The following is a 24773-nucleotide window of genomic DNA, read 5'->3' on the forward strand; positions in this document are numbered from 1 at the left end:
TGTGGCGCACAGACGCCACGGCCCCGCGAGGAGACTGCATGAGCTTGCCCGCCGCGTTCCTGCGTGATGCCGAGCGCCTGATACCCGCCGAACGCCGCTTCGACGACCCCACGTCCACCCTGGCCTTCGGCACCGACGCCAGCTTCTACCGGCTGATCCCCAAGCTGGTGGTGCGCGTCGAGTCTGAGGACGAAGTGGTCGGCCTGATCAAACTGGCCCAGCGCGAGCGGGTGCCGGTCACCTTCCGCGCAGCCGGCACCAGCCTGTCTGGCCAGGCCATCACCGACTCGGTGCTGATAGTGCTCGGCGATAACTGGAACGGCCGCGAAATCCGTGGCCAGGGCGAGCAGATCCGCCTGCAACCTGGCGTGATCGGCGCCCAGGCCAACGCCTGGCTGGCCCCCTTCGGGCGCAAGATCGGGCCCGACCCTGCGTCGATCAACGCCTGCAAGATTGGCGGCATCGTTGCCAACAACGCCAGCGGCATGTGCTGCGGCACCGCGCAGAACACCTACCACACCCTGGCCGGCCTGCGCCTGGTGCTGGCCGACGGCACCCGCCTCGACAGCGAAGACCCGGCCAGCGTTGCCGCCTTTGAACGCAGCCACGCCGAGCTGCTGGAATCGCTGGCCCGCCTGGCCCGCGAGACCCGCGCCAACACCGCGCTGGCCGAGCGCATCCGGCACAAATACCGGCTGAAGAACACCACCGGCCTGTCGCTGAACGCACTGGTGGACTACGACCAGCCGCTGGACATCCTGCAGCACCTGCTGGTCGGTTCCGAAGGCACGCTGGGCTTCATCAGCGCCGTCACCTACGACACCGTGCCCGACCACCCGCACAAGGCCAGCGCCTTGCTGGTGTTCCCCAGCGTCGAAAGCTGCTGCCGCGCGGTGCCCGTGCTCAAGCAGCAGCCAGTCTCGGCCGTGGAACTGCTCGACCGCCGCAGCCTGCGCTCGGTGGAGAACATGCCCGGCATGCCGCTGTGGGTAAAAGGCCTGTCGGACAATGCCTGCGCCCTGCTGATCGAGTCCCGCGCTGCCAGCCAGAGCCTGCTGCACGAGCAACTGCGCCAGGTGATGGCCTCGATTGCCGACTTCCCGCTGGAACAGCAAGTGGACTTCAGCGAAGACCCAGCCGTGTACAACCAGCTGTGGAAAATCCGCAAGGACACCTTCCCCGCCGTCGGCGCAGTGCGCCAGACTGGCACCACGGTGATCATCGAAGACGTGACCTTCCCCGTCGAGCAACTGGCCGAAGGCGTCAACCGCCTGATCCTGCTGTTCGACAAGCACCGCTACGACGAAGCGATCATTTTTGGCCACGCGCTGGAAGGCAACCTGCATTTCGTCTTCACCCAAGGCTTCAACAGCGCCGCGGAAGTCGCCCGTTACAAGGCGTTCATGGACGACGTGGCGCAACTGGTGGCGGTGGAGTTCGGCGGCTCGTTGAAAGCCGAGCACGGCACCGGGCGCAACATGGCACCGTTCGTGGAACTGGAATGGGGCCATGACGCCTACCAGTTGATGTGGAAGCTCAAGCGCCTGCTCGACCCCAACGGCATCCTCAACCCCGACGTGGTGCTGAGCGAGGACCCTGACATCCACCTGAAAAACCTCAAGCCGCTGCCAGCCGCCGACGAAATCGTCGACAAGTGCATCGAATGCGGCTTCTGCGAACCGGTGTGCCCGTCCAAAGGGCTTACCCTCAGCCCGCGCCAGCGCATCGTCATGTGGCGGGACATCCAGGCCAAGCAACGTGCCGGCATCGACACCCGCGAACTGATGCAGACCTACCAGTACCAAGGCCTCGATACCTGCGCCGCCACCGGTCTGTGCGCCCAGCGCTGCCCGGTCGGTATCAACACCGGCGAGCTGGTGAAGAAACTGCGCAGCCAGGCCGCCGAACACACCAAGACCGCCGACTGGCTAGCCGAGCACTTCCACACCGCACTGGGTGGCGCCCGCCTTACCCTCACGGCCGCCAACACTGCACGCAAGCTGCTCGGCGCCCCGCGCCTGGGCCGCCTGAGCGCCTCGCTGAGCAACGCCAGCAAAGGCCGCCTACCCCAGTGGACCCCGGCCATGCCACAACCCCTGCGCCCGATCAGCTTCGGCCCGGCCAGCAACGACGCACGCCCCCGCGTGGTGTACCTGGCAGCCTGCGTGTCACGAGTGATGGGCCCGGCCTATGCCGACCGCGAGCAAAGCTCGCTGCTGGACAAAACCCGCGCCCTGCTGGAAAAGGCCGGCTACCAAGTGGTGTTCCCCGACAACGCCGACAGCCTGTGCTGCGGCCAGCCCTTCGCCTCCAAGGGCTACCCCGAACAGGCCGAGCACAAGCGCCAGGAGCTGATCACCGCCCTGCTGCACGCCAGCCGCGGCGGCCTTGACCCGATCTACTGCGACACCAGCCCCTGCACCCTGCGTCTGGTGCAAGACCTGGGCGAAACCCGGCTGGACCTCTACGACCCGGTACGCTTCATCCGCACCCACCTGCTCGACCGCCTGGAGTTCACCCCCCAGGACGAGCCGGTGGCCGTGCACGTGACCTGCAGCACCCAGCACCTGGGCGAAAGCCAGGCCCTGATCGACCTGGCGCGGCGTTGCAGCAAACAGGTGGTAATCCCCGAAGGCATCCATTGCTGCGGGTTTGCCGGTGACAAAGGCTTCACCACCCCCGAACTCAACGCCCACTCGCTGCGCAGCCTGAAGGACGCGGTGCAGTATTGCAGCGAAGGCATCTCCACCAGCCGCACCTGCGAGATAGGCCTGTCGAGCCACAGCGGCATCGACTACCACGGCCTGGTCTACCTGGTAGACCGCGTCACCCGCCCACGCAGCATCTAGGCCGGGAGCGGTTCGGCGTGGGGGTTGCAGCGCCTGGGAGATCGAGCACCGCGCGGGCGGCGCTCGATCTTCCAGGCGCCGCGCATTCCAAGGCGAACCCAGCAGCCACCCCGGTCCCACTGCCAATCAATCCCTCCCCCATCCCGATTGAACCCCCGCCAATCCCCCACAGTCCACCCTACAGGCCCACCTTCCAGAGGCCCCAGAGGAGACACCCATGAAAGGTACCGCGCTTTCGGCCCTGTTCGCGGCCGCCACCCTGCTGGCTTCGCCGGTGTTCGCCGCCGATGACCTCTGCACCACCAACCTGCAAAAGATCGACGACAGCATGGCCACCGCCGGCGCCACCTCCGAAGGCCTGGACAAGGCCCTCACCGAGCACGTCGACAAAGCCAAGGCCGCCCAAGCTTCGGGCGATACCAAGGAATGCATCGCCATCACCAGCAAAGTGCTGGAGCGCCTGGAAAAAACCGAAAAAGGCAGCAGCTCCGGCAGCGGCGGCGGCGGCGCGTGAGCCTTGATGCGGGCGACAGGACCGGCTGTCGACGTCGCCCGCGCAATGGCGTATACTCCATCCCACGTGCCGTAAGGTGCGTTAGCGTAACGCTAGTGTGGGGCCGATTAGGATTCGACGCCGGTAGCGAAACTCTAGGTGCATGCCGAGTTGGTAACAGAACTCGTAAATCCACTGTTGCAACTTTTATAGTTGCCAATGACGATAACTACGGCGCGGAGTACAAGCTGGCTGCGTAAGCAGTCTTCTTGACCCGTTGCTTCTGGTAGCTTCGGCTCCAGCAATCACTAGGGGATGCCTGTAAACCCGAACTGATTGTCATACAGAACAGGATCGTCGCGTAGCACGTTGTGGGCGAAGTGACTAAAACTTACACAACTCATCCAAAGCACCCTGCCCGTCGGGCGGCTGCGGATTAAATCAGTAGACACGGCTACGCATGTAGTACCGACAGCGGAGTACTGGCGGACGGGGGTTCAAATCCCCCCGGCTCCACCAAATCCAAAGAAGAAGACGCCCTCGGGCGTCTTTTTTTGTGCCTGGATTTTGGGCCCTGCGGGCCGAAAAATCGGATTTACCCCCTTTCTTGTAGGGCGTTTCCCAAAGATACTCCCAGCGCCTGTTTTCCGTTGCGGTCATTTTTTCGGGGTTTTAGTCTCGGTGGGTCGTTGCTCATCAACGGCATGACTTTGACAGGTCGCGACGGTAAACAACAAAACGGCTCGTCCTTATGGCGGCTGTACGTGCGGGCACGCTTGCGTGCGCCGGAACTTGTTGTTTCCGCCGGTCTGTCAACCCGCGTACAGCTGCCACCCTCTGTTTGACAGCAGATGGTGACGGCCCTGAAATGGAAGCAATCATGTTGAAGATAGTCCCCGACCCACCCCACCACCTCCACTCCCTGGAAGACACGATCATGATGGCCTCGGACTACGCGCTCTGTGCAGAAGCCGTAGCCCAGCAGGCGATGCTGATGCAGCCCAGGTCGCCCGCATCGGTTTTGATCATGGCCTCGATGCACGAGCTCGAAACGCTGCGCCGATTGCTCGAATCAGCGCTGGTGCAAATACAGCAGCCAGCGAACCCGCAACCGATGCACTGATTCGCATATCGAGCAGAAAACCTGTGGGAGCCCGGCTTGCCGGCGACAGGGCCAGCCCAGGCAACCACCAGACCAGGGAGATTGATCAATGACCACCGAAGACACGAACTGCACAGTCGGCAAAACCATCTTCTTTCAAGGCGAAAACCAGACTCACCCACTGTTCCGCATCGAACCCGGCATCCCTTGCCAGAACGCCCGCGAACAGGCCTCGGAACTGATGGGCTACGCGCGGGACCTGACTATTGATGGCCTGATGGAAGACAAGCCCAAGCTGATCTGGGCTGCGCACTACCTTTGCGCTTTGGGCAAAGCGCTACTGGATGATGCCGAACTCGGCATGATGCGTTGAAACCCAAACTGCTAGGCCTACCAGCCGCCGCCATCTGACCTAGGTGGCGGCCATATCATGGGAGTGCGGAAAGCGCTCTTTCAACCGTTCAATCGTTGATCGCCACTTCGGCGTTCCAGGCCAACACACCGTCTTTTGACTACTTATTTTGACCGCAGGTCAGTCCCCCTCCGCCTTCTTGTGCTTACGATAACGGGAGAGCGAAACACCCGTTTGGCGCTTGAAGTAGCGACACAAGTACGATGCGTCGGCGAAGTTCAGTTCCTCGGCCACACGGCCAATAGATAAGTCACTGTACGAAAGAAGAGCCTTGATTTCCAAGGTTACCTGCCGATCGATCAGGCCCTTGGGAGTTTCATTGAAAAACGCATTGGTCAACTGCGACAGGTAGAACGGTGTGATATTCAGTGCATCGGCATAGAACTTCACATCTCGGTAGCGGCGGCAGTGTTTGCCAATCAACTCCCAGAAGCGCCAACAATGCATTTCCTGCCGGTTGAAGCCACTGTTTTCTATGGGAGTAGCTGGTAATTGCTCGGCTATTTTCAAAAAGAGGTTCTGCAGCTGATTGCGCAACATGATGCGTTGGTATGTGGGACAAGTCTGCGCAACGTTACGCATCTGTGCCACCCACCCCTCTATCAGCGGCATGTCGTCCTTGGATGGAACGCAATGAGGGTGGTCATGCAGAAATACGAACAAGCTATTTGGCAGCGGGTAGGCTACCTCCGCTGCAAAATTTTTCGGCATCAGGCAGAAGAAAACCTTGAAGCGGCGCGAGCGACGTTTGAGCAAGGCAATAGTGTCCTCAGCTAGCAGCATCACACCACCGCGCCTGACCGCATGCTCTTTGAAGTTGAGAGTGAAGTGGGCACTACCGGAGAGGCACACCAGCAGCGTCAAGTAAGCATGACCGAAGGAGAGCGGCAAACCACGCCCTTCCGCTAGCGTGGTTTCTCCCATCCGCATCGGATCGTCAGGAACGGAGAGCTTCGGAATGTGATGCATAGTGCCTCAGCGCTACAACAAACAGTAGCCATCATCGTATCACTGCGTGGCGCGATTGTTTCGAAAAGTACCGAAGAAGCCGAGTTACTGGCATGTACCGATGCCCTGTCTCCCAATACTCTATCCCGAACACACCAATCCACTACGAGTACAGGATATGACACTTAAAACAGAACGACTCTTGCTGCGCCCGTGGCAAGACACAGACGCCGCTGATCTATACGAATATGCCAAAGACGCCCGAGTCGGCCCCATCGCTGGCTGGCCCCCGCACACCAGTGTGGAGAACAGTGCCGACATCATCCGCACTGTCTTTAATCACCCAGAGGTGTACGCGGTCGAATTGAAGGAAAATCGCCGTGCTGTGGGTTGTGTGGGCATTCTCATAGGCAGCAATAGCCATTTTGAAATCAGTCAGCAGGAAGGGGAAATAGCCTACTGGATCGGTGTGCCGTACTGGGGCAAAGGCCTGATTCCGGAAGCAGTGCGTGAAGTGATGCGACATGCTTTTGAAAACCTGGGCCTCAAAGCACTATGGTGTGGTTACTTCGCCGACAACATCCAGTCCCATGCTGCTCAATCGAAGTGTGGCTTTCGCTTTCACCACACGGAAGAAAACAAATATAACCCATTCCTCCAAGACTACCGAACAGAACACATTAGCCGTATCACTTACCAAGAATGGCTAGGACATTCGAAAGAGTAAGAACACAAACCAAAGGTACCGCCAGGAGAAAACTCAGGAGACGCTATGGAAATCTCACTCGCCCAAATAACCCAACAAAACTATGAGGTAATTTGTGAACTGGAAGTCACTAAGGAGCAGGAGGACTACGTGGCTAGTAATACCTGGTCGCTCGTTGAGGCTGCGTACAACCCAGGTTACTTCACACGTGCCATCATAGCGGATGAAGAGCCCGTAGGCTTCTTTATGTGGGTGCAGGAATCAAAAGAAAAAGTCTCCATCTGGCGCTTTATGGTGGACAAAGAACATCAGCAGAAGTCCATCGGTAGAGTAGCGCTGGGTCTCGCCCTGCAGGAAATAAAACAGATCGAATATTTGAAAGAAATTGAAATTTGCTACAACCCCAACAACATCGTAGCCAAAGGCTTCTATTCCAGCTTTGGGTTTGTCGAGGTTGGCATGGATGTAGACGGCGAGGATATGCGGGCGAGGATCATGATTTGATCGCCAAATACAATCTGAGCGACATTCCGATCCCTCCCTCTCGACGCTCAAGCAGTTGCCGCTGAGCTCGCTGCTGCCGTTTTCCTTGGTGCTTACACCCAGGGCAGTTACCCCTACAGGCATCTTTGCAGACGTCAGTGTTTTGCACACCTGCAGGGGCTGATTTGCTCGAGAACACGGACGGAGTCCGTGCCCCCTACCCGCCTTACCAGCTGTAACTCACCTTCGCCGTAACCTCACGCCCCGGGTTGTAGTAATTCGCCGTCCCCGACCCCACCACATGCTGCTCGTCAAACAGGTTGCTGACATTCAGGGCCAGGTCAGTCCCTTTGGCAATCTTGTAGTTCAAGGCCGCGTCAAACAGCGTGGTACCGTCGCTCTTCTTGGTGTTGGCAGCATCCATGTAATAACCTCCAACGTACCTGGCACCCAGACCAACGCTCACATCAGTGTTGGCAATGTCGTAGTAGCTCCACAGCGAAGCCGTATGCTTCGGCGCCACAGTGAATTCCTTGCCCTTGAGCGAACTGCCGTCATACAGCGCGCCGCGCAGCACCTCGGTTTCCATGTAGGAATAGGCACCGATCAGGCTGAGGTTTTGCGTGACTTGCGCCTTGGCTTCCAGGTCCAGGCCGCGGGCACGGGACTCGCCCACCGTCTGCTGCTCGATGATGCCGCTCGGCAGCACGACGGCGATGGTGACGTTTTCCTGGGTCAGGTCATAAACGGCAGCAGAGAACAACGCATCCATGCCCAGTGGCGAGTACTTCACACCCACTTCGTACTGCCTGCCGGTCTGCGGCGTTACGCCAACCTGCGGGGGCGAAACAGATTCCACCATGCTCACATAAGTGGAGACTTCATCGTTGACAATGTAAGTCAGCGCGCCACGGTAGGACGTTTCAGAGAAATTGTCGCTTTGCTTGCTCACCCCGCCGACGTACTCCGTGCTGGACAGGTCCATGGAGTCATTACGCACACCCGCTGTAGCGATCAAGCGGTCATGGAAGGACAAGTTCTGCTGCAGGAACACGGCCTTGGTGGTGGCGTCGTTCTTCTTGCGGGTATAGGGCGTGATGCCGCCCGGCACGCCGGTGAACACTGGGTTGGCGATATCGATGGAGGGCGCCAGGCTGTATACGGAGCTCTGTTTGGTGGTGGAGTCGAGGTATTCCACACCCACCAGGGTGCTGCTGTCGATGTGCTCGAACTGGGCATCGTATTGCAGCATCAGGTTGCCGTTGAGCTGATCGGCATCGCTGTCGGTGCCGAACACGTAGCGCGGTATGGTGGTGCCAACCCGCGAAGCGCTGTCGCTCAGGTAGACATAGCCAAAGTCATCGCTCAACTCGCTGTAGCGCAGGTTGCCGCGCAGCGTGAAGCCGTTGTCGAAGTCGTGGGTGATGTTGCCGCTGAGGCTGGTGCGCTCGACATCGTGGAAGTTGTAGCCGGGCTCGCCGTAGAAATCGCTGCGGTCGTATTCCTTGTCCAGTGGGTAGCCACCGCTGTTTGGCGAGCTGTTGGTCTTCAGGTAGTCGAGGATCACGGTAGCCGAAGTGAAGTCGGTAGGCGCCCAGGTCAGGCCGCCCATCACGAACCGGTTATCGTCCTGCGAGTGGTCGTACTCACGGTCGCTGTTCTGCATCTTGGCAGTGAAGCGGCCGGCCAGCGTCTGTTCGTCGTTCAGGGCGTCGCCTACATCGATACCGGTTTCGGCATGGTCATACGAGCCGTAGGTGACATAGCCCTGGCCAAATTTTTCGAAGCGCGGCTGCTTGGTCACGAAGTTGACCGAGCCACCTGGGTCTGCCGGGCCGAACAGGGTGGAGTTGGCGCCGCGCAGAATTTCGATGCGCTCATAGGCGAACGGGTCTTCACGCACACCGCGCATCGAGCTCAAGGTCAGGCCGTCACGGTAAGTGGTGGCCTGGAAGCCGCGGATCTGGAAGTAGTCGTTGCGGTCGTCCGAGCCGTAGAAGTCGCTGACCACACCAGGGGTGTATTGCAGCGCCTCTTCCGTGGTGCTGACGCTGCGCTGCTGCATTTCCTTGTTGGTCACTACCGACACGGAGGCTGGCGTGTTGAGGATGCTGGTCGCCACCTTGCCACCCACCCACAGTTCCTTGGCAACCACCGAGTTGGTGTCATCGTCGGCACTGGCCTTGACCTTGGCGTTGATGATGACGGGCGCCAGGCGGTAGTCCTCGGTCGCGCCCAGTTCCAGCGGGCCGGTCGGCTTTGGCTGCGGTACCACCAGGTAAGCACTCGGGCCTTGCTGTTCAGCCTGAAGCTCGGTCCCCTGCAACAACGACGAGAGTGCAGCCGACGTACCCAGCGCACCCTGCACACCCGCCGTGTTGCGGTTGGCTACGCTCTGTGCGTCGAAGGACAGGCTGATACCGGCCTGGCGCGCAAAGTGGTCAAGCGCCGGGGCCAGTGGGCCCCCAGGAATATTCCATTGCTGGACCTGGTTGTTGCGCTCAGCGGTTGCCTCTTGTGCAAGCGCAGGCAGCGCAGCGCTGCTGACAACCAGGCCCAGGAAAGCAGCGTGCACAGCACGGCTCAATGGATGGCGCTGTGAAACCGGGGTCAAACTCATTTTCTCGCTCCGTAGAGGGGTCGGCGGGCTGGCCTGTATTCCGGCCTTCTCTACAAGCCGAACGAGAATGAGAAAACACCTCATTTATTTTTCGGATAGCTGGAGGCACCACATCGCGGGCGCTTCCAGCACTTAAACCTTATTCACTATCGCGGCTCGCAAACGGGTCAAACTCGGGGTCGTTCAACTTCAGGATGTGGTTCTTGATGGCATAACCGGCCAGCTCGATGTATTCCATATAGAAGTCTTTACCCAGTTGCCGCAGCGGTGAGCCCTTCAATGATTCAGCGACAGCTTTTAACGTTATGGTCCCGGATTGTTCAGCGATGATTTCCATACTGCGCACACGCTTTTCAGGGTGGTCATAGGGCTTCTGGTACCAGCTCGCGATCTGATACTGGATATCCTCTCTTTCCAGCGCCTGATACAGATGGCTGGCAAACGCGATGCTGGTTTCGCGAATCAGGCCCGGGTCGATATCGCGCTTTTCAAGTAGCGTTTCAGTGGGTTGGTAAGCAACATAAAGCAGGTCGGCGATGGTGAAGCCCGGCATCGGCGGAAAAACGCCTGGCGGTAGTTGGTCCGCCGGGATTGATAGCTGGTCGGAATAGTCGTCGTTGTGCACGGGAAGCTCCTTGCCTCGGTGTAGTTTTACTGGCCAGCGCCAGCATCATCCACGCGCCATTGCTGGCGCGCAGTGAAATGACATTTTCCGGTTGTATTAGTTGCGCGCAAGGGTGAAATAACCGCGGTCAGCTACCTACTCATCCGAGTGCGGTTTCAAAGCGGTTTCGCCGGTGTGGATACAGGCCTTTTACAGGGGTTGGCTTTGCGCCAGTAGCGTTTCCTGCGTAACGGGCAGCGGGCGGCTCAGCAGCACGCCAACCACCACCGCGAACACCAGCGCTGCAAAGCCCGCAACCTGCAACACGGCCTCGAAGCCACCCATGAACGCCTGGCGGGCCAAGGGTGCCACCGCTTCACGCAAGCCCGGATCAAGCAGCGCCAGGGCCGCCTGCAGGTCGCCCGCAGCTACCCGCGTGGCCATCGCAGCAACCTGGCCCACTTGCGATGGCGCTACGGCAACCAGGGCTTCGTGAAGCAATTGCCCGCTGCGGGCGGCCAGTACGCCCCCCAGTAAACCGATAGCCAGGACGATGGCCCCGAAGCGCGTAGTTGTACTTAACCCGGAAGCCATCCCGGTACGCTGGCGTGGCACACAAGCCATGATGTTTTTCTGGGTGTCGCCATTTAGCAGCCCGGCACCCGCCCCCAGCACCAGGCTGGCCAGGGCAAAGGCTGCATAGCCGCCAAACCCGGCGGCCCAGGCACACAGCAGGTTGCCCACCCCCACCAGCACCAGGCCCAACGCAAACACCTGCGCCGGGCTCAAGCGGGTGGCCAGGCGCATGCCCAGCCGCGGCGTCACCAACATGGCGATGGCGAACGGCAACATGCCTGCGCCAGCGGCCAGGGCCGAAAGCTGCAGGCCGTTCTGCAGGTACAGCGGTAGCAAGGTCATCATCACCTGGGCGCAAGCGGCGTACGCGAACATGCCCAGCAGGGCGCCGACGAAACGCCCGCTGCGCATCAGCCGCAGGTCGATCATCGGCCGTGCCTGGCTGCGCTCGACCATGACGAACAAGCCGAACAGGAAGGCGCTGATCACCAGCCGCCCAAGGGTTTGCGCGCTGCCCCAGCCCACCTGGTTGGCATCGATCATCGCCCAGATCAGGTAGCCCAGGCTGCCGGCGAAGGTCAGGCTGCCCCATGGGTCGAGCCGGGCGGCGTCGGTGTCGCGAGATTCTTCGACACTGCGCATTACCATCACGGCAAGCAGCGCAACCAGCGGCAGGTTGATGTAGAAGATCCAGCGCCAACCCAGGGTGCTGGCGATTATCCCGCCCAATAACGGCGCAAAGGTGATGGTGGCGCCCATGCAGGCACCCCAGAAAGCCCACGCGCGCATGCGCTCCTGCGGCTCATGAAAGCGGTTGCCGATCGCGGCCAGGGCCGAGGTCAGCAACAACGCAGCCCCAACACCCTTGGCGGCCCTGGCCAGGTCAAGGAACAGCAGGTTGGGCGCGGCACCACACGCCAGCGAGGCCAAACCGAACAGCACCAGGCCGAGCAGCAGCATGCGCCGCCGGCCAAAACGGTCGGCCAGGCTGCCGGCGGGCAACAGGCAGGCGGCGAAGGCCAGCAGGTAGGCGCTGACTACCCACTCGATATCGGCGAACGAGCCGGACAGGTCGCGGGCGATGCTGGGCAGGCTGACCGCGACGATGTTGGTGTCGAGAATGATCAGGGCACAGACCAGGGAGGCAGTGAGCAGGGTGAAACGTGCAGAGGGCATAATGGGGCTCCGGAAGCTGAGCGGGCTGGCTCGGAGGTACTGTCAGCTTGCAGCATCGCCGGGGCTGCCTTGCAGCCCATCGCAGGCAAGCCAGCTCCCACAGGTTTTGCATAACCTCCGAAAGCGCTGCAGCCCCTGTGCAAAGCGGTACCCTGCAATTGCACAGGCAGGCTTTGCCGCCAAGCCACCAGCCTTGTAGTGTTGGCCTTACCATACCGCCGCCTGCGCCAAGGCTTGTTAGCCCCGGCGGCCCGCGTCATTACCCTGCAGGTAACACCTGATGGAAATCCGCCATTTCCGCTATTTTCTCTGCGTCGCCCGCCACGGCCATTTCACCCGGGCCGCCGAGCAGTTGGGCATCGCCCCGCCCACCCTCAGCCGGCAGATCCAGGACATGGAACGCGAGCTGGGTGTGCGCTTGTTCGAGCGCAGCCAGCGCGAGGTCAACCTGACCGCCGCCGGCCAGGCGTTGTTGATCGAGGCGGAGCACGCCGTGCGCCAGTTCGATGCGGCGCAACTGGGCGCACAAAGGGCCGCCCGTGGCGAAAGCGGGCGTATCGAACTGGGCTACGTGGCCTCGGCCGCCTACTCGGGCATGCTCCAGCAGCACGTCAGCCGCTACAGCGAAACCTGCCCTGGCGTGCGCCTGAATATCCGTGAACTGCCCATGGCCGAACTCCCCGGCATGGTCCGCGACGGCTTGCTCGACCTTGCCTACGTGCGCTCACCGATGGAGCTGCCAGACGAACTGCAAGCCATCGCCCTGCACCAGGAAGGTTTCGTCCTCGCCCTGCCCGCCAGCTCGCGGATCAACGAAGTACCGCAGATCCCGGCCTCGCGCCTGGCCAACGAAACCTTCATCCTGCCCGAGCAGATTTCCGGCACGCTGGAAGTGGCCGCGCAAGGTGGTTTCGTGCCCAGGCTTGGCCCACAACCCGGCAGCCTGGTGGCCGTGATTACCTTGGTATCCCTTGGGCAAGGCATTGCCGTAGTCCCGGCATCGGTGGTGCAGCGCATCAACCTGCCGCAGGTGAATTACCGGCAGATCGTCGATTTCCAGGCCAGCTCGTGGCTAAGCCTGGTCCACCGGCGGTTCGAAAAAGCGCCGGCAGTGATGAGGTACATCGAGATGATGAAGGCCTGACCGTCGCCCTGAAAAACAAAGGGCACCCTCCTCGGGTGCCCTTCGCCTTACCGCCCGGTGAACTCAGTCACCCCATCGACCGCGCCCCCACCGGTTGCGCATGGCCGCGCGAGGTCACGATCCCCAGGAAGGAAATCACGATCGCCAGGCCCAAAGTAGAGCTGACCTCCACCCGATGCTCGGGCGTGTACATCATCACTGCCAGCGCCCCGGCAATGAAGATGATCACCGCCCAGGTCAGGTACGGGAACAGCCACATGCGGAACTTCAGCTCGGTGTTCTCCCGCTCCAGGCGGCGGCGCATGCGCAGCTGCGAAATGGCGATGACCATGTACACCAGCAGGGCGATGGCCCCGGAGCTGGCCAGCAGGAACTCGAACACGCCCTTCGGTGCGAAGTAGTTGAGCACGGCGATGGCTGCGCCGATCAGGGTGCTGCCAAACACTGCAGCGCGCGGTACGCCAACCTTGGAGGTCTTGTTGAGGAAGGCCGGGGCGTCACCGCGCTTGGCCAGCGAATACATCATCCGCGAAGCAATGTAGATCGACGAGTTCATGCAGCTGGTCACAGCCACCAGCACCACCAGGTCGACCATGAACGCCGCGTTGGGGATGTTCATGATTTCCAGCGCACGCTGGTACGAGCCCACCACCGCCAACTGCGGGTCGTTCCACGGCACCACCGAAATGATCACGAAGATCGACAGGATGTAGAAGGTGCTGATACGCCAGATCACCGAGCGCGTGGCTTTGGCGATGTTGCGCGAAGGGTCGCTGGATTCGGACGCGGCGATGGTCACCGCCTCGGTGCCGATGAAGCTGAACATCACGGTGATGAACGCACCGACCACTGCCGACCAGCCCTTCGGCGCAAAGCCGCCGTACTCGGCCATCAGCCCGCTCAGGCCGCTGACCTCGCGGTTGGGCAGCCAGCCCATCAGTGCGGCAAAGCCCAGGCCGATGAAACCCAGAATCGCCGTAACTTTCAGGATGGCGAACCAGAACTCGAACTCACCGTACTTGGCCACGCTGAACAGGTTGGTGCAGGCCAGCAGCAGTACCGAGGCCAAGGCGAAGATCCAGCTGTCCACCTGCGGGAACCAGGCGTTCAGCACATGCCCGGCAGCCAGTGCTTCGATAGGGATTACCAGTACCCAGAACCACCAGTACAACCAGCCGATGGTGTAGCCGGCCCAGCGGCCGATGGCCTGGTCGGCGTAGGTGGAAAACGATCCGGTATCAGGGTGTGCCACGGCCATTTCGCCGAGCATGCGCATGACCAGTACCACGAGGGTTCCGGCCACGAAATAAGAAACTATGGTAGCTGGCCCGGCCGCCGCGATGGCGTGACCAGAGCCTACGAAAAGTCCGGCGCCGATGATGCCGGCGATGGACAGCATCGTTACATGACGAGGCTTGAAACCTTGTGCAAGGTTGCCATCAGATCCCACGGTGCTCATTGGTGTTGTTCTCTTTTTGCTGACACAAGGATGGACGGGCAGGCGTAGGCGAAAATATCTCCTTTCAAATCAGTTAGTCGACAGGTTGCTCGCGCGCTGTTGTTGATCTTTGGCGCGCATCACAGAGCAACGTGTCCGTGCGGTTCGGGCTTCATTTAAGCCTCGCAGGGCTGCGGGAAATTACACGAGAACGCCCCGGAACTGTTCGATCACGACAGGGCAGTTCCATTACCGCCAGATGTCGCGAATGGCATGCCCGATCGCGCCATCGGGCCATCTGGCGCTTTTGTTTTTCATTTGGATGTGTGTTGCCAGTGCCGGTCTCTTCGCAGCACAAGGCTGCTCCTACAGGGACCGCACCAGTCTCAACGGCAGTGGGGTACTTGTAGGAGCAGCCTTGTGCTGCGAAGAGGCCAGCACTGGCCCAGGCGATTTCAGCTACTCACAAAAAAGCCCCGGTCACCCGGGGCTGTCTTTGCACTGCGGGGCCTGTAACCGCCTCAACGCACCAGGCAAGGCCGCTTGTTATCGAAGCGCCAGCCCGAGATCAGAAACTGCATCGCCACGCTGTCATCCCGCGCGCCCAACCCCATGTTGCGGTAGCACTCATGGGCCTTGGCCAACTGGTCCTCATCCAGTTCCACCCCCAGCCCCGGCCGGGCCGGTACCCGCACGTGCCCGTCCACTATGCGCAGCGGTTCACGGGTAAGGCGCTGGCCGTCCTGCCAGATCCAGTGGGTGTCGATTGCGGTGATCTCGCCCGGCGCCGCAGCCGCCACCTGGGTGAACATCGCCAGCGAAATGTCGAAGTGGTTGTTCGAATGCGAACCCCAGGTCAGCCCCCAGTCATTGCACATCTGCGCCACCCGCACCGAGCCCTGCAAGGTCCAGAAGTGCGGGTCGGCCAGCGGAATATCCACAGCCTGCGACTGGATCGCATGGCCCATCTGCCGCCAGTCGGTGGCAATCATGTTGGTGGCGGTGCGCAGGCCAGTGGCACGGCGGAACTCGGCCATCACCTCACGGCCCGAGTAACCGTTCTCGGCGCCGCAGGGGTCTTCGGCATAGGCCAGCACGTGATGCTTGTCGCGACACAGGGCAATGGCCTCTTTCAGTGACCAGGCGCCGTTGGGGTCAAGGGTGATGCGCGCTTCGGGGAAGCGCTCGGCCAGCGCCGTCACGGCCTCCATCTCCTCCTCGCCACGCAGCACGCCGCCCTTGAGTTTGAAGTCGCTGAAGCCATAGCGCTGCTCGGCCGCTTCGGCCAGGCGCACCACCGCTTCCGGGGTCAAGGCCTTCTCGTGGCGCACGCGGAACCAGTCGTCATCGGCATCGGCCTCGTTGCGGTAGGCCAGGTCGGTCTGCTGACGGTCGCCGATGTAGAACAGGTAGCCCAGCATCTTCACCGCATCGCGCTGCTGCCCCTCGCCCAGCAGCGCCGCCATGGGCACGTTGAGGTGCTGGCCAAGCAGGTCGAGCATCGCCGACTCGATGGCCGTTACCGCATGCACGGTAATCCGCAGGTCGAAGGTTTGCAGGCCACGGCCCGCCGAGTCACGGCTGGCGAAGGCCTGGCGCATGGCATTGAGCACGCGCTGGTAGTGGCCGACCGGCTGGCCGACTACCAGGCTGCGGGCGTCTTCCAGGGTCTGGCGAATCTGTTCACCGCCAGGCACCTCGCCCAGCCCGGTATTGCCAGCACTGTCGCGCAGCACTACTACGTTGCGGGTGAAATACGGGCCATGGGCGCCACTGAGGTTCAGCAGCATGCTGTCATGGCCGGCCACGGGGATCACCCGCAGGTCGGTGACCACCGGGGTGCTGGTATGAACGGCGGGATTGGTCTGCATATTCATGATTGTTGTCTCGCAGTATTCAGTGGGTCTGGCCCAGGGCCGAGGGGGCCTTGAGGTCATCGGAAGGGGCGCCCTTTGGGCGAGTGCGTACGAAGAAGATGGCAATGGCCGCCAGCACCGAGGTCACGGCCAAGCCATACAGCCCGCCCTGGATCGAGCCGGTCTGCTGCTCCAGCAGGCCGAAGGTGGTGGGGGCAACAAAGCCGCCGAGGTTGCCGACCGAGTTGATCAGGGCGATCACTGCCGCCGCGATGCGGGCATCCAGGTAACCCTGCGGGATCGGCCAGAACAGTGACGATGCCGATTTGAAACCAATGGCCGCGAAGCACACGGCGACAAAGGCGAACACCGGCCCACCGGTGGTGGACATGAACATGCCGATGGCCGCGACCACCAGGGCACCGGCTACCCAGGCCTGCTGGAACTTCCAGCGCGCAGAGCCAGCGGCGAAGGCGTACATGGCCAGGATCGAGATTAGCCACGGGATCGAGTTGAAGAAGCCGACCTGCAGGTCGCTGAGGTCACCCATGCGCTTGATGATGCTGGGCAGCCAGAAGGTGGCGGCGTAGATGGTCAACTGGATGCAGAAGTAGATCACGCAGAACAGCACGATCTGGCGGTCCTTGAGCAGGCTCCAGGCCGAAGCCTTGACCGTGCCAACGGCTTCGCGCTCACGCTGCTCGCGGTCGATGGTGGCCACCAGCGCGTCCTGCTCAGCCTGGCTCAACCACTTGGCATCCTGCGGCTTGGAGTCCAGCCAGAAAAACACGAAGAAGCACAAGGCGACCGAGGCCATGCCTTCGATGAACAGCATCCACTGCCAGCCATGCATGCCTAGGCCCTGGATCTGCATCAACGCCCCGGCCAGCGGCCCGGAAATCAGCGAAGCCAGCGCCGAACCGCTGAGGAAGATGGCAATCGCCTTGCCGCGCTCGGCGCCTGGCAGCCAGCGGGTGAAGTAGTAGATCACCCCAGGGAAGAAGCCCGCCTCGGCAACACCCAGCAGAAAGCGCAGCACGTAGAACTGGGTTTCGTTCTGCACAAAGGCCATGGCCGTGGCCACCAGCCCCCAGGTGAACATGATGCGGGTCAGCCAAAGCCGCGCCCCCACTTTTTGCAGCAGCATGTTCGAAGGCACTTCGAACAACGCGTAGCCAATGAAGAACAAGCCGGCGCCAAAGCCGTAGGCCGCGGCGCTGATGCCCAGATCGCTTTCCAGATGCGGGCGGATGAAACCGATATTGACGCGGTCGAGGTAGTTGACGATGAACATGATGACGAACAGCGGCAGGACATGGCGCTTGACCTTGGCTACAGCACTGGCCAGGGCGTCGCCGTCATTCCGGGCAGACGGAGCGAGGGTGTCGTTCACGTGCGAATCTCCCACTAATTGTTTTTGTGCGGGTCTTGGTTGTCTGACATGGCAGTGGGGACGAGCATATTCGCGACGAGGTTGTACGACAAGATCAACAGTGTCGACAAAATGGCAAAATACAAGCTGTCACAATGCCAATATGCTGCGATCTTTCAAAAGTAGAGAAGTCAAATGCCAGCTTAGAGGCAGAAAAAATCGGCAAAAAATAATTTGATCGATTAACTTGTCGTACAAGTACTGCGCAAAACGGATCACACCATGGAACCCGAACACACCCGCAAACGCGGCCACAGCCGTGCCCATGACTTGGTCTCCAGCCTGACCCAGCAGATTTTGCTGGGCACCTTCAAGCCGGGTGACAAGCTGCCCTCAGAGAACACACTGGTGCGCGAGCATGGCGTCAGCCGCACGGTGGTGCGTGAAGCCTTGTCCAAGTTGCAGGCTTCCGGGCTGGTGGAGCCGCGCCACGGTATCGGTACCTTCGTGATGGAGCGCCAGGCCCAGGCCGGGCTGCGCATCGCGGCGGAAAGCGCGGCGAATGTGCGCGACCTGCTGGAGCTGCGCATTGGCCTGGAAGGCCAGGCCGCCGCCCTGGCTGCGCTGCGCCGCGACGAGGGGCACCTGGTGCGCATGCGCCAGGCGCTGGATGACTACCAGGACCTGGCAGCCGCCGGCGACAGCTGTATCGAGCCCGACCGACGTTTCCACCTGCTGATTGCCGAGGCCACCGGCAACCTGTACTTCACCGAAATGCTGCTGCATCTGGGCAACAGCCTGATCCCGCGCAACCGCATGGCCCTGGCCGAACGCGGCGGGGCGAAGCTGGCGCGGCAGGCGTACCTGGCCAACCTGGAGCATGAGGCAATCCTCAATGCCATCCGCCGGCAAGACCCGGACGCAGCGCGGGCGGCGGTCTGCCTGCACCTGTCCAACAGCCGCGACCGTTTGCTGCCGGACTAGGGGCCGCTGCGCAGTCTTTCGCGGGCACGCCCGCTCCCACAGGTACCGCGTATGGGCAGGGCGTGTGGGAATCCAGCCCTCACCAGGTCAGGCAGATCTTGCCGAAATGCCGGTTGCTTTCCTGGTAGCGGAACGCCTCGACGATCTGCTCCAGTTCGAAGTGCTTGTCCACCACCGGCCGCAGGCCGTTGGCATCGATCGCGCGCACCATCGCCTGCTGCTGGGCGCGGCTGCCCACCAGCACACCTTGCAGGCGAATCTGCCGCACCAGCGCCTGCACCAGCGGCAGCTGACCGGCCACGCCGGTAAGGATGCCGATCAGCGACACATGCCCACCGATGCGCGCGGCAATCATCGACTGTTCCAGCGTCGCCGGGCCACCCACTTCGATCACATGGTCGACCCCGCGATTGCCGGTGAGCGCGCGCACTTTCTCGCCCCAGGCCGGGGTGCTCTTGTAGTTGATCAGGTAATCGGCGCCCAACGCTTTCAGGCGCTCCAGCTTGGCGTCGCTGGACGATGTGGCGATCACGGTGGCGCCAGCCAGCTTGGCAAACTGCAGGGCGAAGATCGACACACCACCGGTGCCCTGCACCAGCACCGTGTCGCCAGGCTTGAGGTGGTCGTCGCTCATCAGCGCACGCCAGGCGGTAAGGCCAGCGGTGGTCAGGGTAGCGGCTTCGGCATGGCTGAAGCCTTTGGGCGCCAGGGTGAACGCGGTCGCGCGCGCGGTCACCTGTTCGCGGGCATAGCCGTCGAGGCCGTCACCGGGCACCCGGGCAAAGCCCTCGACATTGGCCTGGCCGTCGAGCCAGTCGGGGAAGAAGGTGCTGACCACATCGTCGCCGACCTGGAACTCGCTGACGCCTTCGCCCACCGCAACCACTTCGCCGGCGCCATCGGCCATGGGGATACGCCGCTCGCTAGGGCCCCACATGCCGCTGACCACGGCGAAGTCGTGGTAGTTGAGGGAGCTGGCGTGCAGGCGCACGGTGATTTCGCCGGCCTTGGGGGCCTGGGCCTCGCTGGTGCCGACCTCGACCTTGTCGTAGCCGCCGCCGGGTTGTACGTAGATGGCCTTGCTGGTCATGGGTGGGTCTCCGTATCAGAGGAAAGAATGGGGTTCAGCATAGACAGGTCCGGCACCACAGACCTGAGACTTGCACAATACCGGTGGGAGCGGGCATGCCCGCGAAGAGGCCCGCATTGCCGACACAAAATCAGCCCAGCATCACCTTCAGCGCTCGGCAATCGGCCGCATGCCAGTCCACCAGTTCCGGCCACGGGTTATCCGGCAGATTCACCAGCACCGTGCGCGCACCTGCAGCACGCCCACAGTCCAGGTCAAACCGGTAATCCCCCACCATCACCAGCTCGCCCGGCGCCACGCCCCAGGCACTGGCGATCTTCAGTAGCCCGTCCGGGCTCGGCTTGGGCGCCGCTTCGTCACGCCCCAGAATGTGCTCCACCGGGAAGCAGTCTGCCAGGCCGATGGCCTCCAGCGTCACATGCGCCAGCTCGCGGGCATTGCGGGTCAGAATACCCAGCCGGCACCCCCGCCCGGCCAGCTCGCGCACCAGCTCCACCGCGCCGGTGGCCGCCGTGGAGGCAACCGCCAGGTCGCGTTCGTGCTCCAGCAACCAGGCATGCTTGGCCGCTGCTACATCTGCCGGCAAGGCCGCCAGATGGGTGAGGATGTCGTGCTCGGCCGGGATGTCCAACGCCACGCGAATGGCGTCGAAATCATGCACGGCCACGGTCAGGGTGCCGTCCATGTCGAACACCCAGTTACGCACCTCGCCCAGGCTCATGCCCAGTCCTTGCGATGGCGAATCAGGCCTTCCTGGCTCGACGATGCCACCAGTTGCCCGGCCTGGTTGAAGATGCTACCGCGGCAGAAACCGCGAGAATTCCCGGCCCAGGGGCTGTCGGTTGCGTAAAGCAGCCACTCGTCGGCCCGCAGGTTGCCATGGAACCACAGCGAATGGTCGAGGCTGGCGATCTGCATGTCGCGCTGCCACACCGACTTGCCATGCGGCAGCAACGCCGTGGTCAGCAGGCCGAAGTCCGAGGCATAGGCCAGCAGGTACTTGTGCAGGGCAGGTACGTCCGGGAGGCTGCCGTCGGCGCGGAACCAGGCGTACTTCACCGGGTCGCCGGGTTTGGGGTTGAACGGGTCGCGCTCGGTGATCGGGCGGATCTCGATCGGCTTGGCGCACAGCACTTTGTCGCGAATACGCTCGGGCAACTGGTCGGCCATGGCGCGGGCCAGCTCCACCTCGCTCGGCAGGTTTTCCGGGCCGACCACGTCTGGCATTTGTGCCTGGTGCTCGAAACCTTCCTCGTCGTACTGGAACGACGCGCTGCAGGTGAAGATGGTCTGGCCCTTCTGGATCGCCGTTACCCGCCGGGTGCTGAAGCTGCCGCCATCGCGCACGCGGTCCACCGAGTACACCACCGGCAGGCTGGCATCGCCCGGGCGCAGGAAGTAGCCGTGCAACGAATGCACATGGCGAGCATCCTCGACCGTCTGGCTGGCCGCCGACAAGGACTGGCCCAGCACTTGCCCACCGTACAGCTGACGGAAGCCCAGGTCCTGGCTACGCCCACGGAACAGGTTCTCCTCGATGGATTCGAGGCTCAACAGGTCGACCAGGTCGTCCAACACATGACTCATTGGGGGTTCTCCTCGCAAGGCAACACGTCTCTACAGCGCTCGTTATGAAGGCAAATGATACAGGGTTTGTCATTCGCGCCGGGCATGGCCGTGCATTCAGGCGCGCAGGGTGCGCTCCCAGTGTGCGCGGTCGATGCGGTACAGCACGTGCGGGCGCAGCGGATGGCCCTCGGCCAGGCGGGGGTGTTCGAAGCTGCCGTTCAGGTCCTGCTGCATGCCGATGGCTTGCATCACCTTCTGCGACGGCAGGTTGCTCTCGCTAGTGAACGACACCACTTCTTCCAGGCGCAATTGGGCGAAAGCACAACGCAGGCAGGTCCACGCCGCCTCACTGGCAAAGCCCAGGCCCCAGTGGCGACGTGCCAGGCGCCAGCCGATCTCCACCGCCGGGGCAAAGGGTGCCTCGAAGTTGACATTGAGCAACCCGGTCATGCCGATGAACGCGCCGCTGTCTTTGCGCTCCAGCGCCCACAGGCCAAAGCCGTACTCATTGAAATGCCCGCGCACACGGCCGATCAACGCAGCCGCCTCAACGCGCGTCAGCGGCGCCGGAAAGTAGCGCATCACCTGGGGGTCGGCACACAGCGCGGCGAACTCGCGCAAATCATCGTCATGCCATTGGCGCAGCACCAGCCGTGCGCTTTCCAGTTGGAGGATGGGGGTCATGGGGCCTGCTCCGGTTTACCGCCTTGCAGTTTACAGCGTAGGCGCGGGCGCGGGTTTCACCCAACCGGCAGCAGCCGAATGCAATTTTCACACGCCCTTCACCGGCCCCAGACAGGCGGGAGGCTGAACAAACCTGACTGGCAACGCGTATTGGCCAGCACCGCCAAGTGATGCAGGCAATCACAATTCCCTTGTAGGAGCAGCCTTGTGCTGCGAAGAGGCCATTACTGCCACAGACACTTGTTTGTCATACCGGCCCTTTCGCAGCACAAGGCTGCTCCTACAGGCGATTGGGCAGCAAAGCGGCCCCGGCCATGGCAAGATCAGCACTGGCCCTGATTGCGACCCCACCCATGCCGTTGCCGCTGATCTACCACGAAGACTACAGCCCGGAGTTCCCCGCCGAACACCGCTTCCCGATGGACAAGTTCCGCCTGCTGCATGACCACTTGGTCGACAGCGGGCTGACCACCGACCAGGCGCTGCTGCGCCCGGACATCTGCCCCAACGACATCCTCGCCCTGGCCCACGACCGTGGCTACATCGAGCGCTACATGAACGGCGACCTGTCCCGCGAGGACCAGCGTCGCCTCGGCCTGCCCTGGAGCGAAGCCCTGGCCCGGCGCACGGTGCGGGCAGTGGGTGGCTCGCTGCTGACCGCCGAGATGGCGCTGCAACATGGCATCGCCTGCCACCTCGCCGGTGGAACCCACCATGCCCATTACGACCACCCCGCCGGCTTCTGCATCTTCAACGACCTGGCCGTGATCAGCCGCTACCTGCTGGAGGCTGGCCGGGTACACCGGGTACTGATCTTCGATTGCGATGTGCACCAGGGTGACGGCACCGCGCGCATCCTGCACGACACCCCCGAAGCCATAACCGTGTCGTTGCATTGCGAACAGAACTTCCCGGCCCGCAAGGCGCAGAGCGACTGGGACATTCCCCTGCCTCGGGGCATGGGCGATGCGGCCTACATGAAGGTGGTGGACGACACCCTCAACTACCTGCTGCCGCTCTATCAACCCGACCTGGTGCTGTATGACGCCGGCGTCGATGTGCACAAGGACGACGCCCTGGGATACCTGCAACTGACCGACGCCGGCCTGGCCGCCCGTGACGAAGCGGTGCTGCGCCATTGCCTGGGCCGTGACATCCCGGTGGTTGGCGTAATCGGCGGCGGCTACAGCAAGGACCGCGAAGCGTTGGCCAGGCGCCATGGCATCCTGCACCACAGCGCGGCACGCGTCATCGGTTGTTCACAATGACTGTGGAACCGCTTGTGGATAACCTGCGGGAAAGGCGCTGTAGCCCTTTGTACACAAGGCCTGCAGAACTCTGATCGTTTTTTGACCAGTGCTTCCATGGGCAGCGCTGCGCTAGAATGCGCATCTTTTCCACAGCCTGCTGCCCACCATGCCCGATCTGAACCCCGCCTCCCCTCCCCTCGCCGTCGTTATCGGTGGCGGCCCCGCCGGCCTCATGGCCGCCGAAGCGCTGGCCCAGGCAGGCCTGGCGGTCGAGGTGTTCGACGCCATGCCTTCGGTGGGGCGCAAGTTCCTGCTCGCGGGGGTTGGCGGCATGAACATCACCCACTCCGAGCCATACCCAGCGTTCGTTTCACGCTATGCCGAGCGCCAGGGCGAAGTCGATGCGCTGCTGCGCGACTTCGACGCCGACGCCTTGCGACAGTGGATTCACGGCCTGGGCATCGAAACTTTCGTCGGCACCTCGGGGCGGGTGTTCCCCACCGACATGAAGGCCGCGCCATTGCTGCGCGCCTGGCTCAAGCGCCTGCGCGACAGCGGGGTAGTTATCCACACCCGCCACCGCTGGCTGGGCTGGAACGCCAACGGTGCCTTGCGGATCGCTTATCCACAGGGCGAGCGCGCGGTGAAGGCTGCAGTCGTGGTACTGGCGCTGGGTGGCGGCAGTTGGGCGCGGCTTGGTTCGGACGGCGCCTGGCAGCCATTGCTGGCCGAACGGGCTGTGGATATCTCGCCTTTGCAGCCCAGCAACTGCGGGTTTGAGGTGGAAGGCTGGAGCGCATTGCTGAAGGAAAAATTCGCGGGTGCGCCACTGAAGAACATTGCCCTCAGCGTCCCCGGCAGCGCGCCGCGCAAGGGCGAGTTCATCCTCACCGCGCAGGGTGTTGAAGGCAGCCTGGTGTATGCCTGGTCGGCGCCGGTGCGTGAGGCCATCAACCGCGAAGGCCGAGGGGTATTGCTGCTCGACCTGCTGCCGGACAAGCCTGTGGACAAGATTGCCCAGGCATTGGCCAAGCCACGCGGTTCGCGCTCCATGGCCAAGCATCTGCACAGCCAGCTGGGCATTGATGGTGTGAAGGCGGCGCTGCTGCGCGAGCTGACCGATCAGGCGACCTTTGCCGACCCACTGGTGCTGGCGCAGGCGATCAAGGCATTGCCGTTCACATTGGTGCGTACGCGGCCACTGGATGAAGCAATCAGCAGTGCCGGCGGGGTACGCTTCGAGGGGCTGGATGAGGGGTTGATGGTCAAGGGCATGCCGGGGGTGTTCTGTGCCGGCGAGATGCTGGACTGGGAGGCGCCGACCGGGGGGTATCTGCTGACGGCTTGCTTCGCCAGCGGGTTGCGCGCCGGGCGGGCGGCGGCGGATTGGGTTACGCGGGTTTCCTGACAGATTTTT

The 24773-nt window shown here is 62.3% G+C and carries 21 protein-coding genes and 1 other RNA gene; 11 read left to right on the forward strand and 11 right to left on the reverse strand.

Annotation, left to right across the window (positions count from 1 at the left end; translation table 11 throughout):
• Positions 1–38 precede the first annotated feature (38 nt).
• From SB765_RS20795 to SB765_RS20815, 5 genes are all read left to right on the forward strand, one after another.
• Positions 39–2849, forward strand: a complete 2811-nt coding sequence (locus SB765_RS20795; protein ID WP_410931839.1) for an FAD-binding and (Fe-S)-binding domain-containing protein — start codon at positions 39–41, stop codon at positions 2847–2849.
• Between the two features lie 217 nt (positions 2850–3066).
• A complete protein-coding gene (locus SB765_RS20800) occupies positions 3067–3363 on the forward strand; it encodes a hypothetical protein (protein ID WP_016501659.1) in 297 nt (98 codons plus the stop codon).
• A 99-nt stretch (positions 3364–3462) separates the two neighbouring features.
• Positions 3463–3861: a transfer-messenger RNA gene (ssrA, locus tag SB765_RS20805) on the forward strand.
• A 361-nt stretch (positions 3862–4222) separates the two neighbouring features.
• Positions 4223–4465, forward strand: a complete 243-nt coding sequence (locus tag SB765_RS20810) for a hypothetical protein (protein ID WP_063422809.1) — start codon at positions 4223–4225, stop codon at positions 4463–4465.
• An 88-nt stretch (positions 4466–4553) separates the two neighbouring features.
• Positions 4554–4817, forward strand: a complete 264-nt coding sequence (locus tag SB765_RS20815) for a DUF3077 domain-containing protein (RefSeq protein ID WP_016489250.1) — start codon at positions 4554–4556, stop codon at positions 4815–4817.
• 159 nt (positions 4818–4976) lie between these two features.
• Here SB765_RS20815 and SB765_RS20820 read toward each other — a convergent pair whose 3' ends face one another.
• Entirely contained in the window at positions 4977–5825 is an 849-nt protein-coding gene (locus tag SB765_RS20820) for a helix-turn-helix domain-containing protein (RefSeq protein ID WP_410931840.1), read from the reverse strand.
• Between the two features lie 157 nt (positions 5826–5982).
• Between SB765_RS20820 and SB765_RS20825 the strand changes: the two genes are divergently transcribed.
• Together SB765_RS20825 and SB765_RS20830 are read left to right on the forward strand one after the other, a co-directional pair.
• Positions 5983–6531: a GNAT family N-acetyltransferase gene (locus SB765_RS20825; protein WP_410931841.1), complete on the forward strand. Its 549-nt coding sequence runs from the start codon at positions 5983–5985 to the stop codon at positions 6529–6531.
• 45 nt (positions 6532–6576) lie between these two features.
• Positions 6577–7014, forward strand: coding sequence for a GNAT family N-acetyltransferase (locus tag SB765_RS20830; protein WP_410931842.1), 438 nt, complete (start codon positions 6577–6579; stop codon positions 7012–7014).
• Positions 7015–7219: 205 nt separating this feature from the next.
• On the opposite strand, the gene SB765_RS20835 is transcribed toward SB765_RS20830, so the two are convergent.
• The 3 genes from SB765_RS20835 to SB765_RS20845 all read right to left on the reverse strand — a co-directional run bounded on the left by SB765_RS20835 (position 7220) and on the right by SB765_RS20845 (position 11969).
• Positions 7220–9613 (reverse strand): TonB-dependent siderophore receptor, encoded by a 2394-nt coding sequence (locus tag SB765_RS20835; protein ID WP_341796837.1) that lies wholly within the window; start codon positions 9611–9613, stop codon positions 7220–7222.
• A 139-nt stretch (positions 9614–9752) separates the two neighbouring features.
• Positions 9753–10238 carry a hypothetical protein gene (locus SB765_RS20840; RefSeq protein WP_410931843.1) on the reverse strand — a complete coding sequence of 162 codons (486 nt, stop codon included), beginning with the start codon at positions 10236–10238 and terminating at the stop codon, positions 9753–9755.
• A 189-nt stretch (positions 10239–10427) separates the two neighbouring features.
• Complete coding sequence (locus tag SB765_RS20845; RefSeq protein ID WP_410912018.1) at positions 10428–11969, reverse strand: MFS transporter; 1542 nt, start codon at positions 11967–11969, stop codon at positions 10428–10430.
• A 280-nt stretch (positions 11970–12249) separates the two neighbouring features.
• On the opposite strand from SB765_RS20845, the gene SB765_RS20850 reads away from it, so the two are divergent.
• Entirely contained in the window at positions 12250–13113 is an 864-nt protein-coding gene (locus tag SB765_RS20850) for a LysR family transcriptional regulator (RefSeq protein ID WP_410931844.1), read from the forward strand.
• 67 nt (positions 13114–13180) lie between these two features.
• Here the strand turns inward: SB765_RS20850 and SB765_RS20855 are convergent, their stop codons facing one another.
• From SB765_RS20855 to SB765_RS20865, 3 genes are all read right to left on the reverse strand, one after another.
• Positions 13181–14572 carry an amino acid permease gene (locus SB765_RS20855; protein ID WP_016501678.1) on the reverse strand — a complete coding sequence of 464 codons (1392 nt, stop codon included), beginning with the start codon at positions 14570–14572 and terminating at the stop codon, positions 13181–13183.
• Positions 14573–15072: 500 nt separating this feature from the next.
• The gene (gudD, locus tag SB765_RS20860) at positions 15073–16428 is read right to left on the reverse strand and encodes a glucarate dehydratase (protein ID WP_410931845.1); all 1356 of its coding nucleotides are present in this window, start codon (positions 16426–16428) and stop codon (positions 15073–15075) included.
• 19 nt (positions 16429–16447) lie between these two features.
• A complete protein-coding gene (locus SB765_RS20865; protein WP_353457044.1) occupies positions 16448–17800 on the reverse strand; it encodes an MFS transporter in 1353 nt (450 codons plus the stop codon).
• 261 nt (positions 17801–18061) lie between these two features.
• Between SB765_RS20865 and SB765_RS20870 the strand changes: the two genes are divergently transcribed.
• Entirely contained in the window at positions 18062–18763 is a 702-nt protein-coding gene (locus SB765_RS20870) for a FadR/GntR family transcriptional regulator (protein ID WP_341796843.1), read from the forward strand.
• Positions 18764–18842: 79 nt separating this feature from the next.
• Here the strand turns inward: SB765_RS20870 and SB765_RS20875 are convergent, their stop codons facing one another.
• From SB765_RS20875 to SB765_RS20890, 4 genes are all read right to left on the reverse strand, one after another.
• Entirely contained in the window at positions 18843–19853 is a 1011-nt protein-coding gene (locus SB765_RS20875; protein ID WP_410931846.1) for a zinc-dependent alcohol dehydrogenase family protein, read from the reverse strand.
• Between the two features lie 130 nt (positions 19854–19983).
• A complete protein-coding gene (locus tag SB765_RS20880) occupies positions 19984–20574 on the reverse strand; it encodes an HAD family hydrolase (protein ID WP_028614113.1) in 591 nt (196 codons plus the stop codon).
• Positions 20571–21440 (reverse strand): acyl-CoA thioesterase II, encoded by an 870-nt coding sequence (gene tesB, locus SB765_RS20885; RefSeq protein ID WP_341796845.1) that lies wholly within the window; start codon positions 21438–21440, stop codon positions 20571–20573. The genes SB765_RS20880 and tesB overlap by 4 nt, the downstream gene beginning before the upstream one ends.
• A 96-nt stretch (positions 21441–21536) precedes the next feature.
• A complete protein-coding gene (locus tag SB765_RS20890; protein WP_049274282.1) occupies positions 21537–22106 on the reverse strand; it encodes a GNAT family N-acetyltransferase in 570 nt (189 codons plus the stop codon).
• 353 nt (positions 22107–22459) lie between these two features.
• Between SB765_RS20890 and SB765_RS20895 the strand changes: the two genes are divergently transcribed.
• A complete protein-coding gene (locus tag SB765_RS20895) occupies positions 22460–23374 on the forward strand; it encodes a histone deacetylase (protein ID WP_410931868.1) in 915 nt (304 codons plus the stop codon).
• Positions 23375–23522: 148 nt separating this feature from the next.
• A complete protein-coding gene (locus tag SB765_RS20900) occupies positions 23523–24764 on the forward strand; it encodes a TIGR03862 family flavoprotein (protein ID WP_410931847.1) in 1242 nt (413 codons plus the stop codon).
• Positions 24765–24773 lie beyond the last annotated feature (9 nt).

It is taken from the genome of Pseudomonas sp. SIMBA_067, from assembly GCF_046534675.1.
Taxonomy (GTDB): domain Bacteria; phylum Pseudomonadota; class Gammaproteobacteria; order Pseudomonadales; family Pseudomonadaceae; genus Aquipseudomonas; species Aquipseudomonas putida.

Excerpts from the sequence above, each read along its gene's own strand:
- SB765_RS20795 (WP_410931839.1), top strand. The coding sequence starts at position 39 with ATGAGCTTGCCCGCCGCGTTCCTGCGTGATGCCGAGCGCCTGATACCC.
- SB765_RS20800 (WP_016501659.1), top strand. The coding sequence starts at position 3,067 with ATGAAAGGTACCGCGCTTTCGGCCCTGTTCGCGGCCGCCACCCTGCTG.
- SB765_RS20810 (WP_063422809.1), top strand. The coding sequence starts at position 4,223 with ATGTTGAAGATAGTCCCCGACCCACCCCACCACCTCCACTCCCTGGAA.
- SB765_RS20815 (WP_016489250.1), top strand. The coding sequence starts at position 4,554 with ATGACCACCGAAGACACGAACTGCACAGTCGGCAAAACCATCTTCTTT.
- SB765_RS20820 (WP_410931840.1), bottom strand. The coding sequence starts at position 5,825 with ATGCATCACATTCCGAAGCTCTCCGTTCCTGACGATCCGATGCGGATG.
- SB765_RS20825 (WP_410931841.1), top strand. The coding sequence starts at position 5,983 with ATGACACTTAAAACAGAACGACTCTTGCTGCGCCCGTGGCAAGACACA.
- SB765_RS20830 (WP_410931842.1), top strand. The coding sequence starts at position 6,577 with ATGGAAATCTCACTCGCCCAAATAACCCAACAAAACTATGAGGTAATT.
- SB765_RS20835 (WP_341796837.1), bottom strand. The coding sequence starts at position 9,613 with ATGAGTTTGACCCCGGTTTCACAGCGCCATCCATTGAGCCGTGCTGTG.
- SB765_RS20845 (WP_410912018.1), bottom strand. The coding sequence starts at position 11,969 with ATGCCCTCTGCACGTTTCACCCTGCTCACTGCCTCCCTGGTCTGTGCC.
- SB765_RS20850 (WP_410931844.1), top strand. The coding sequence starts at position 12,250 with ATGGAAATCCGCCATTTCCGCTATTTTCTCTGCGTCGCCCGCCACGGC.
- SB765_RS20855 (WP_016501678.1), bottom strand. The coding sequence starts at position 14,572 with ATGAGCACCGTGGGATCTGATGGCAACCTTGCACAAGGTTTCAAGCCT.
- gudD (WP_410931845.1), bottom strand. The coding sequence starts at position 16,428 with ATGAATATGCAGACCAATCCCGCCGTTCATACCAGCACCCCGGTGGTC.
- SB765_RS20870 (WP_341796843.1), top strand. The coding sequence starts at position 18,062 with ATGGAACCCGAACACACCCGCAAACGCGGCCACAGCCGTGCCCATGAC.
- SB765_RS20875 (WP_410931846.1), bottom strand. The coding sequence starts at position 19,853 with ATGACCAGCAAGGCCATCTACGTACAACCCGGCGGCGGCTACGACAAG.
- SB765_RS20880 (WP_028614113.1), bottom strand. The coding sequence starts at position 20,574 with ATGAGCCTGGGCGAGGTGCGTAACTGGGTGTTCGACATGGACGGCACC.
- tesB (WP_341796845.1), bottom strand. The coding sequence starts at position 21,440 with ATGAGTCATGTGTTGGACGACCTGGTCGACCTGTTGAGCCTCGAATCC.
- SB765_RS20890 (WP_049274282.1), bottom strand. The coding sequence starts at position 22,106 with ATGACCCCCATCCTCCAACTGGAAAGCGCACGGCTGGTGCTGCGCCAA.
- SB765_RS20895 (WP_410931868.1), top strand. The coding sequence starts at position 22,460 with ATGCCGTTGCCGCTGATCTACCACGAAGACTACAGCCCGGAGTTCCCC.
- SB765_RS20900 (WP_410931847.1), top strand. The coding sequence starts at position 23,523 with ATGCCCGATCTGAACCCCGCCTCCCCTCCCCTCGCCGTCGTTATCGGT.